This window comes from Streptococcus sp. (assembly GCF_019414905.1).
GTDB lineage: Bacteria > Bacillota > Bacilli > Lactobacillales > Streptococcaceae > Streptococcus.
Genome location: NZ_DXLC01000128.1, coordinates 1 through 9,970, shown reverse-complemented (window position 1 = coordinate 9,970; position 9,970 = coordinate 1). Strand labels below are relative to the sequence as shown.

Annotated in this window: 9 protein-coding genes; 8 read left to right on the top strand and 1 reads right to left on the bottom strand. The window is 40.1% G+C overall.

Annotation, left to right across the window (positions count from 1 at the left end; all coding sequences use genetic code 11):
• The 7 genes from QZ359_RS03845 to QZ359_RS03815 all read left to right on the top strand — a co-directional run.
• Positions 1 to 203: aldehyde dehydrogenase family protein (locus tag QZ359_RS03845; protein WP_293960505.1), on the top strand; the 203-nt coding region annotated here is incomplete at its 5' end.
• Between the two features lie 274 nt (positions 204 to 477).
• Positions 478 to 2,406 (top strand): 1,4-alpha-glucan branching protein GlgB, encoded by a 1,929-nt coding sequence (gene glgB / locus QZ359_RS03840; protein ID WP_293960502.1) that lies wholly within the window; start codon positions 478 to 480, stop codon positions 2,404 to 2,406.
• The gene (locus QZ359_RS03835; RefSeq protein WP_261097472.1) at positions 2,396 to 3,538 is read left to right on the top strand and encodes a glucose-1-phosphate adenylyltransferase; all 1,143 of its coding nucleotides are present in this window, start codon (positions 2,396 to 2,398) and stop codon (positions 3,536 to 3,538) included. The genes glgB and QZ359_RS03835 overlap by 11 nt, the downstream gene beginning before the upstream one ends.
• Positions 3,528 to 4,667 (top strand): glucose-1-phosphate adenylyltransferase subunit GlgD, encoded by a 1,140-nt coding sequence (gene glgD / locus QZ359_RS03830; RefSeq protein ID WP_261141003.1) that lies wholly within the window; start codon positions 3,528 to 3,530, stop codon positions 4,665 to 4,667. The genes QZ359_RS03835 and glgD overlap by 11 nt, the downstream gene beginning before the upstream one ends.
• Complete coding sequence (gene glgA, locus QZ359_RS03825) at positions 4,664 to 6,097, top strand: glycogen synthase GlgA (RefSeq protein WP_261141001.1); 1,434 nt, start codon at positions 4,664 to 4,666, stop codon at positions 6,095 to 6,097. The genes glgD and glgA overlap by 4 nt, the downstream gene beginning before the upstream one ends.
• Before the next feature lie 58 nt (positions 6,098 to 6,155).
• A complete protein-coding gene (gene serB / locus QZ359_RS03820) occupies positions 6,156 to 6,800 on the top strand; it encodes a phosphoserine phosphatase SerB (RefSeq protein ID WP_261141000.1) in 645 nt (214 codons plus the stop codon).
• 8 nt (positions 6,801 to 6,808) lie between these two features.
• Complete coding sequence (locus QZ359_RS03815) at positions 6,809 to 7,924, top strand: glycerate kinase (protein ID WP_293960493.1); 1,116 nt, start codon at positions 6,809 to 6,811, stop codon at positions 7,922 to 7,924.
• Here the strand turns inward: QZ359_RS03815 and QZ359_RS03810 are convergent.
• A complete protein-coding gene (locus QZ359_RS03810) occupies positions 7,921 to 8,367 on the bottom strand; it encodes a DUF1694 domain-containing protein (RefSeq protein WP_261040060.1) in 447 nt (148 codons plus the stop codon). The genes QZ359_RS03815 and QZ359_RS03810 overlap by 4 nt on opposite strands.
• A gap of 163 nt (positions 8,368 to 8,530) precedes the next feature.
• On the opposite strand from QZ359_RS03810, the gene eno reads away from it, so the two are divergent.
• Positions 8,531 to 9,835: a surface-displayed alpha-enolase gene (gene eno / locus QZ359_RS03805; protein ID WP_293960488.1), complete on the top strand. Its 1,305-nt coding sequence runs from the start codon at positions 8,531 to 8,533 to the stop codon at positions 9,833 to 9,835.
• The last annotated feature ends 135 nt before the right edge of the window (positions 9,836 to 9,970 follow it).

Sequence of the window (9,970 nt, the reverse complement as noted above, 5' to 3'; positions counted from 1 at the left end):
TCTTTACAAATGATTTCAAAAAGGCTTTTGAAATTGCTGAAAAACTTGAAGTGGGTACAGTTCATATTAATAATAAAACCCAACGTGGTCCAGATAATTTCCCATTCCTTGGTGTCAAAGGTTCTGGAGCTGGAGTGCAAGGAATTAAATATAGCATTGAAGCGATGACAAATGTCAAATCCATTGTTTTTGATGTGAAATAAAATGTAAAGTCAGGAAATTGTTTTCCTGGTTTTATTTTTTACTTTAAAACAACAATTTTATTAGTAAAATGACGAACTTTATGATAGTATTGTAAAAAAACAATTCGTTTTCATAATCTGTTTGAAAATTTCTTGATTTACAAGTGAACACATCAGTGAATTTGTTGAAGACTTTCAAAAGATTTTTTTGCAAATTCCGTAATTTACTTGAATCTTCCCTAAAAAGGTAGTATAATAAATCTATAGAAAACGCTTACAGAAAAGAGGAGGTATTATGGATAAAAGAGAAGCTTTGCGCACCTTTATGACAGGAGAAAATTTTCACCTTCAGCATTATCTAGGAGCACATAGGGAAGAACTAAATGGAGAATACGGTTATACATTTCGTGTGTGGGCTCCCAATGCTCAGACTGTCCACTTGGTGGGAGATTTCACGAATTGGGTAGAAAATCAAATTCCGATGGAACGAAATGAATTTGGAGTTTGGGAAGTCTTTACTACTCTTGCTCAAGAAGGCCAAATTTATAAGTATCATATCACACGCGCAAATGGTCATCAGCTTATGAAGATTGACCCTTTGGCTGTACGATATGAGTCACGTCCGGGCACTGGAGCTATTTTAACAGATATTCCAGAAAAGAAATGGAAGGATGGACTTTGGTTAGCTCGTAGAAAACGCTTGAGCTTTGAAGAGCGTCCTGTCAATATCTACGAAGTTCATGCTGGATCGTGGAAGAGAAATCCAGATGGTAATCCCTATAGTTTTGCTCAATTGAAAGATGAACTCATTCCTTACTTGGTTGAGATGAACTATACTCACATTGAGTTTATGCCTTTGATGTCTCACCCTCTCGGTTTGAGTTGGGGTTACCAGCTTATGGGGTACTTTGCTTTAGAGCATGCCTATGGTCGTCCTGAAGAGTTTCAAGATTTTGTTGAGGAATGCCATTTAAACAATATAGGCGTTATTGTGGACTGGGTGCCTGGTCACTTCACCATTAATGATGATGCCTTGGCTTATTATGATGGGACTCCGACTTTTGAATACCAAGACCATAATAAGGCTCATAACTACGGTTGGGGTGCTCTCAATTTTGACCTTGGAAAAAATGAAGTCCAGTCCTTCTTGATTTCTAGTATCAAGTTTTGGATTGACTTTTACCATTTGGACGGTATTCGCGTGGATGCAGTTAGCAATATGCTCTATCTTGATTATGATGATGCACCATGGACGCCTAATAAAGATGGCGGAAATCTCAACTACGAGGGCTATTATTTCCTTCAACGTTTGAATGATGTCATTAAACAAGCTCATCCAGATGTGATGATGATTGCCGAAGAAAGTTCATCAGCTACTCAGATTACTGACACCAAGGATTCAGATGGTCTTGGGTTTGATTATAAGTGGAATATGGGCTGGATGAATGATATTCTCCGTTTCTATGAAGAAGATCCGATTTATCGTAAATACGACTTTAACCTGGTGACTTTCAGCTTTATGTATGTCTTCAAGGAGAATTATCTTCTACCATTCTCACATGACGAAGTGGTTCATGGTAAGAAGAGTATGATGCATAAGATGTGGGGAGATCGTTACAATCAATTCGCAGGCTTGCGCAATCTTTACACTTATCAAATTTGTCACCCGGGTAAGAAATTGCTCTTCATGGGTAGCGAATACGGTCAATTCCTAGAATGGAAATCTGAAGAACAGTTGGAATGGTCTAATCTAGAAGATCCAATGAATGCTAAGATGAAGTATTTCACTTCTCAGCTAAACCAGTTTTACAAAGACCATCGCTGTCTGTGGGAAATCGATACCAGCTATGATGGTATTGAAATCATTGATGCGGATAATCGAGACCAGAGTGTCCTTTCCTTCATCCGTAAGGGTAAGAAGGACGACATGCTAGTTTGCGTCTTTAACATGGCACCTGTCGAACGAAGAGATTTTACAATCGGACTACCCGTTGCAGGAATTTACGAAGAAGTATGGAATACTGAGTTAGAAGAGTGGGGAGGCGTTTGGAAAGAACATAATCAAACTGTGCAAACGCAAGAAGGACTATGGAAAGATTATGAGCAGACCTTGACCTTTACCCTACCGGCTATGGGAGCAAGTGTTTGGAAAATCAAACGTCGCTTGAAATCTACTAAAACCGTCACAAATAAAAACCAAAAAGGAGTAGAAAATGAAGAATGAAATGTTAGCTTTGATTCTTGCCGGTGGGCAAGGAACTCGTCTCGGAAAACTCACTCAAAACCTTGCGAAACCAGCTGTACAATTTGGCGGACGCTACCGTATCATTGACTTCGCTCTTTCAAACTGTGCCAACTCAGGGATTCACAATGTTGGAGTCATTACACAGTATCAACCACTTGCTCTTAACAATCATATTGGAAACGGTTCAAGTTGGGGGTTAGACGGTATTAATTCTGGTGTCTCTATTCTTCAACCTTATTCTGCAAGTGAAGGAAATCGTTGGTTTGAGGGGACTAGCCACGCTATTTACCAAAATATTGATTATATCGACAGTGTCAACCCTGAGTATGTCTTAATTCTCTCTGGGGACCACATCTATAAAATGGACTATGATGATATGCTCAAGTCTCACAAGGATAATAATGCCAGTTTGACAGTAGCAGTTCTTGATGTTCCCCTGAAAGAAGCTAGCCGTTTTGGTATCATGAATACAGATGCCAATAACCGCATTGTGGAATTTGAAGAAAAACCAGCTCAACCTAAATCTACCAAGGCTTCTATGGGTATTTACATCTTTGATTGGCAACGTCTCCGCAATATGCTTGTTGCTGCTGAAAAGAGCAATGTAGATATGTCAGACTTTGGTAAAAATGTCATTCCAAATTACCTTGAGTCAGGTGAAAGTGTCTATGCCTATGAATTTAAAGGTTACTGGAAAGATGTTGGTACGATTGAGTCGCTTTGGGAAGCGAACATGGAGTACATTTCTCCAGAGAATGCCTTGGACAGCCGTAACCGTCAATGGAAGATTTACTCAAGAAACTTAATTTCACCACCAAACTTCCTTGGGACAAATGCTCATGTGGAAGATTCCTTGGTTGTCGATGGCTGTTTTGTAGATGGAACTGTTAAACATTCTATCCTTTCAACAGGTGCGCAAGTTCGCGAAGGGGCAGAAGTAGTGGATTCAGTTATCATGAGTGGTGCAATTGTTGGTCAGGGAGCTAAAATCAAACGTGCCATTATTGGTGAAGGTGCAGTTATTTCGGACGGTGTCGAAATTGATGGAACAGAAGAAGTACAAGTTGTAGGATATAATGAAGTAGTGGGGGTAGCAACAGATGAAGATTGATAAATATTCTGCCATTTTAGGAAATACAGTTGGTTTTCATGATATGTCAACACTAACAGACCACCGTCCAGTAGCTAGTTTGCCATTTGGTGGGAAATATCGCTTGATTGACTTCCCGCTTTCAAGTCTTGCTAATGCAGGTGTCCGTAGTATCTTTGGTATTTTCCAACAAGATAATATCAGTTCTGTCTTTGACCATATCCGCTCAGGACGTGAGTGGGGCTTATCAACCCTTCTCAGTCACTATTATCTAGGTATTTACAATACCCGTGTGGAAAGTAGTACAGTTGGAAAAGAATACTACCAACAGCTTCTTACTTATTTGAAACGTTCCGGCTCAAACCAAACAGTGTCACTTAACTGTGATGTTTTGATTAATATTGATCTGAACCAAGTATTCCACCTACACAGTACAACAAAAGGTCCAATCACTGTAGTTTATAAAAAACTACCTAAAAAAGATATTTCAGAAGTAAACGCAATCTTAAAAGTGGATGAAACAGACCATGTTCGTTCTCATAAACTCTTTGATAGCAAGTTACCAGACCAAATCTATAACATGTCTACAGATATCTTTGTCGTTGATACACCTTGGTTGATTGAACGCTTAGAAGAAGAAGCTAAGAAAGAACATCCAGAGAAGTTGCGCTATGTTTTACGGGATTTGGCTGCAAAAGAAGGGGCTTTTGCCTACGAGTACACAGGTTATCTGGCAAATATCCACTCTGTAGAGTCTTATTATCAAGCTAACAAAGATATGCTTGAATCACAAAAATTCTACTCTCTCTTCTCACCAAATCAAAAGATTTATACAAAGGTCAAAAACGAAGAGCCAACTTACTATGCCAATACATCTAAGGTAAGTACTTCTCAGTTTGCTTCTGGTAGTATCATTGAAGGTCAAGTGGCTAATTCTGTTCTATCACGTAATATTCATGTCCACAAGGATAGCTTGGTTAAAGATAGCCTGCTCTTCCCTCGTGTTGTTATTGGAGAAGGGGCTCAGGTCGAATATGCTATCTTGGACAAAGGTGTTGAAGTTGAGCCAGGTGTTGTGATTCGAGGAACTGCAGAACATCCAGTTGTCGTTAAGAAAGGTAGCAAAGTAACAGAGGATATTCATTCATGAAAATTTTATTTGTAGCAGCAGAGGGTGCCCCCTTTTCAAAAACAGGTGGTTTGGGAGACGTTATTGGCGCTCTTCCAAAATCACTGGTAAAAGCTGGGCACGAAGTTGCAGTGATTTTACCCTACTATGACATGGTAGAGGCTAAATTTGGAAATCAAATTGAAGATGTTCTTCATTTTGAGGTGAGTGTTGGTTGGCGCAGACAGTACTGTGGGATTAAGAAAACAGTACTAAATGATGTGACCTTCTACTTTATTGACAACCAATACTATTTCTTCCGTGGTCATGTTTACGGTGATTTTGATGACGGAGAACGCTTTGCTTTCTTCCAACTTGCTGCCATTGAGGCTATGGAAAGGATTGACTTTATTCCTGACCTTCTCCATGTTCATGACTACCATACAGCTATGATTCCTTTCTTGTTAAAGGAAAAATACCGTTGGATTCAAGCCTATGAGGGAATTAAAACAGTTTTAACCATTCATAATTTGGAATTCCAAGGACAATTTTCAGAAGGAATGTTATGGGATTTGTTTGGAGTCGGTTTTGAACGTTATGCTGATGGTACCCTTCGCTGGAACAACTGTCTGAACTGGATGAAGGCTGGTATTCTCTATGCGGACCGTGTTTCAACCGTTTCGCCTAGTTATGCTCATGAAATTATGACCAGTCAGTTCGGATGTAACTTGGATCAGATTCTTCGAATGGAATCTGGCAAGGTCTCTGGTATCGTGAACGGGATTGATGCTGACCTGTATAATCCTCAGACGGATGCTCTTTTAGACTATCATTTTAATCTGGAAGATTTGTCTGGAAAAGCCCAAAATAAGGCAAAATTGCAAGAGAGAGTAGGCTTGCCAGTTAGAGCCGACGTTCCACTGGTGGGAATTGTTTCTCGTTTGACACGTCAAAAAGGTTTTGATGTGGTGGTTGAAAGTCTTCACCATATCTTGCAAAATGATGTTCAGATTGTTCTTTTGGGAACTGGCGATCCAGCATTTGAAGGAGCTTTCTCATGGTTTGCTCAAATCTACCCAGATAAGCTATCAGCAAATATCACTTTTGATGTCAAACTTGCTCAAGAAATCTATGCTGCTTGTGACCTCTTCCTCATGCCGAGTCGTTTCGAACCGTGTGGCTTGTCCCAAATGATGGCTATGCGTTACGGAACCTTGCCATTGGTCCATGAAGTTGGTGGCTTGAGAGATACCGTTCGCGCTTTCAATCCAATCGAAGGAAGCGGTACTGGCTTTAGCTTTGACAATCTATCTCCTTACTGGTTAAATTGGACTTTCCAAACAGCATTGGACTTGTATAGAAACCATCCTGACGTTTGGAGAAATCTACAAAAACAAGCTATGGAGTGTGATTTCTCATGGGATACAGCCTGCAAGTCATACCTTGACTTGTACCATAGTTTAGTTAATTAATAGATAAAATCGTATGATGACTTCATACGATTTTTGGGCTGTTTAGAGAGGAGAACTGATGTCTCAAGTAAAAGGCTTGTGTGTTATGGATGTGGATGGAACCTTAATCCTAGAAGAAGTGATTGATTTGTTGGGAAGAGAGGTAGGTCGTGAGGAGGAAATTTCGCAGATTACAAGTCGGGCAATGCGAGGAGAGTTGGACTTTGAAAGCAGTTTACGAGACAGAGTGTCCTTCTTGGAAGGTCTTCCTATTTCGGTCTTTGATACAGTCTTCAACTCTATTCATCTATCGCCAAATGCCCAGGAATTCATTTCCATTCTCCAAAAGAATGGAATCCTAGTTGGTCTGGTGTCTGGTGGATTTACACCAATAGTTGAGAGATTAGCAAAATCCCTTGGTATTGCCTATTTCTCTGCCAACCAAGTTGAAGTAAAAAATGGGCTTTTAACAGGAAAATTGATTGGACAAATTATTAATCCCGAAGTCAAAAAAGATACTCTAGAACAATGGAGAAAGGAACTAAAACTTTCTAAAGAAAGAACGATTGCAATCGGTGATGGGGCCAATGACCTATTTATGTTGAAGTCAGCAGGACTGGGAATCGCCTTTTGTGCTAAAGAAGTGCTGAAACAGGAAATACCAAATCATGTTGACAAGAGAGATTTTTTAGAAGTTCTTCCTTTGATTGGCTTTTTAGAATGAGGGAAAATATGAAGATTGTAATTGCACCAGATTCGTTTAAGGAAAGCTTGACCTCTGAAGAGGTAGCTGAATCTATTAAAAGAGGCTTCCAACAATCGATAGCAGATGTAGAATGTCTCCTCTGCCCTGTGGGTGATGGTGGCGAAGGTACAGTAGATGATATTCGACATTCACTTGACCTAGAAGAAAAATGGATCCAAGTGACAGGACCTTTTGGACCAAAAGAAGACATGCGCTATTTTCAAAAAGGGGAACTGGCACTATTTGAAGTAGCTGACTTGGTTGGTCTTGGAAAGATTCCGATAGAGAAACGAAATCCACTTCAAATCCAAACTCGTGGTATCGGAGAGTTGATTCGCCATCTCATTGCTCAAGGGATTAAAGATATCTATATCGGCGTTGGTGGCACGTCCAGTAATGATGGAGGTATTGGGATTGCTGCTGGTTTAGGCTATCAATTTTATGATAGGTATGGAAATGTTTTGCTCGCTTGCGGTCAATCCTTACTAAAATTAGCTTCTGTTTCAATAGAAAATCGCTATGAAATTCCTGAAGATGTTCAAATTCGTATTTTAGCAGATGTCGTGAGTCCCTTATGTGGATATCAAGGTGCGACCTACACGTTTGGCAAGCAAAAAGGCCTAGATCCTACTATGTTTGAGGCCGTAGATCAGGCAATCCAAGATTTTTATGAAAAAGTCTCACCTGTAACATTGGAAATTAAAGGAACAGGAGCTGGTGGAGGCATTGCTGCTGGTTTGTGTGCCTTTGCTCAGGCAAATATCGTGTCTGGAATTGATACCTGTTTAGATTTGATTGATTTTGATAAGAAAGTTGCAGATGCTGACTTGGTTGTTGTAGGAGAAGGTAGACTGGACAGTCAAAGCTTTGCTGGGAAAGCGCTGATAGGCGTTGCAAAAAGAACCCCTGTCGGAGTTCCTGTCATTGCTATTTGTGGTAGTCTTGCTGAAGATTTACCTTCCCTACCATTTGAAAATATCCAAGCTGCCTTTTCTATTTTAGAGAAAAGCGAACCTTTAGAAGATAGTTTGAAAAATGCCGGTCTCTATCTGGAGCGCACGGCTGCCAATATTGGGCGTTTATTAAGTATGCGCAATGTTTAGCCAAACCATTTCTTCCATAAGGATGTTTTGGCTGGTTCTTCCTTTTTAACTTCCCAAAGTTTTGCAAAAGCAAGTCGAAGGTTCTTTTCTTCTACTTGAACTGGTGCATTGGTGTGGATAATCAGGCCAAAAGGAGAAGAAGTATGCTCTTCAGATACAATGGTAGCTTGACTATCAGTTTCTTTTGCTTCTTTTAAGTAGAAAACTTGTTTGTCAAATTCGATAGTTGGTGAAATCTTCACAAATAGTGGCTCAGCCTTTTCCTGAAGGTTTTCTAAAATGGATAAAAAGCCTTTTTCTAACTGCGGGCTATTTGCTGTGTCAATATCTGCATATCCAAGAACTCTTTCCTCAAAGGTACCAAGATAGCGTCTTTGCTCATCCGGATTTAATTTTGGCCCACCATGAGCTTTTTCAAGTAATTGTTTCGATAAATCTGTCATGAAAACAGTATATCATAAAAGTTAGAATAAAACAGACAAAAGAAAGCGATTACTTTATAAAGTTAAGGAAAATTTGCACAAAGATAACGTTTTTTCTTGAAAAACGCGTATTTTTAAGGTATCATAGAGGTGTAAAAAATTTAAACTCAAAGGAGAGTAAGAAATGTCAATTATTACTGATGTTTACGCTCGCGAAGTCCTAGACTCACGCGGTAACCCAACACTTGAAGTAGAAGTTTATACTGAATCAGGTGCTTTCGGACGTGGTATGGTTCCATCAGGAGCTTCTACTGGTGAACACGAAGCAGTTGAACTTCGCGACGGTGACAAATCTCGTTACGGTGGTCTTGGTACACAAAAAGCTGTTGACAACGTAAACAACATCATCGCTGAAGCTATCATCGGCTACGATGTACGTGACCAACAAGCTATTGACCGTGCTATGATCGCACTTGACGGAACTCCTAACAAAGGTAAATTGGGTGCAAACGCAATCCTTGGTGTGTCTATCGCTGTAGCTCGTGCTGCTGCTGACTACCTTGAAATCCCACTTTACAGCTACCTAGGTGGATTCAACACTAAAGTTCTTCCAACTCCAATGATGAATATCATCAACGGTGGTTCTCACTCTGATGCTCCAATCGCTTTCCAAGAATTCATGATCGTACCTGCTGGTGCGCCATCATTCAAAGAAGCTCTTCGTTGGGGTGCTGAAATCTTCCACGCTCTTAAGAAAATCCTTAAATCTCGTGGTCTGGAAACAGCCGTAGGTGACGAAGGTGGATTCGCTCCTCGTTTCGAAGGAACTGAAGACGGAGTTGAAACTATCCTTGCTGCTATCGAAGCTGCTGGATATGTTCCTGGTAAAGACGTATTTATCGGATTTGACTGTGCTTCATCAGAATTCTACGATAAAGAACGTAAAGTTTACGACTACACTAAATTTGAAGGTGAAGGAGCAGCTGTACGTACTGCTGCAGAACAAATCGACTACCTTGAAGAATTGGTAAACAAATACCCAATCATCACTATCGAAGATGGTATGGATGAAAATGACTGGGACGGTTGGAAAGCTCTTACTGAACGTCTTGGTGGTAAAGTTCAATTGGTTGGTGACGACTTCTTCGTAACAAACACTTCTTACCTTGAAAAAGGTATTGCAGAAGGTGCTGCTAACTCAATCCTTATCAAAGTTAACCAAATCGGTACTCTTACTGAAACTTTCGAAGCTATCGAAATGGCTAAAGAAGCTGGTTACACTGCCGTTGTATCACACCGTTCAGGTGAAACTGAAGATTCAACAATCGCTGACATCGCAGTTGCAACTAACGCAGGACAAATCAAGACTGGTTCACTTTCACGTACAGACCGTATCGCTAAATACAACCAATTGCTTCGTATCGAAGACCAACTTGGTGAAGTAGCTGAATACCGTGGATTGAAATCATTCTACAACTTGAAAAAATAATCTAGTTTACTAGACTAGAAAGGTCCTTGAGTTTTCTCAAGGATCTTTTTTGCGATCAGCTCAAACAAAAACTCCTCAACTAAAGTGTTGAGGAGTAGTTCTATTAGAACAAGCCTTTGATTTTGTCCAAGGCAC

Excerpts from the sequence above, each read along its gene's own strand:
- eno (WP_293960488.1), top strand. The coding sequence starts at position 8,531 with ATGTCAATTATTACTGATGTTTACGCTCGCGAAGTCCTAGACTCACGC.
- serB (WP_261141000.1), top strand. The coding sequence starts at position 6,156 with ATGTCTCAAGTAAAAGGCTTGTGTGTTATGGATGTGGATGGAACCTTA.
- glgA (WP_261141001.1), top strand. The coding sequence starts at position 4,664 with ATGAAAATTTTATTTGTAGCAGCAGAGGGTGCCCCCTTTTCAAAAACA.
- glgD (WP_261141003.1), top strand. The coding sequence starts at position 3,528 with ATGAAGATTGATAAATATTCTGCCATTTTAGGAAATACAGTTGGTTTT.
- QZ359_RS03810 (WP_261040060.1), bottom strand. The coding sequence starts at position 8,367 with ATGACAGATTTATCGAAACAATTACTTGAAAAAGCTCATGGTGGGCCA.
- QZ359_RS03835 (WP_261097472.1), top strand. The coding sequence starts at position 2,396 with ATGAAGAATGAAATGTTAGCTTTGATTCTTGCCGGTGGGCAAGGAACT.
- glgB (WP_293960502.1), top strand. The coding sequence starts at position 478 with ATGGATAAAAGAGAAGCTTTGCGCACCTTTATGACAGGAGAAAATTTT.
- QZ359_RS03815 (WP_293960493.1), top strand. The coding sequence starts at position 6,809 with ATGAAGATTGTAATTGCACCAGATTCGTTTAAGGAAAGCTTGACCTCT.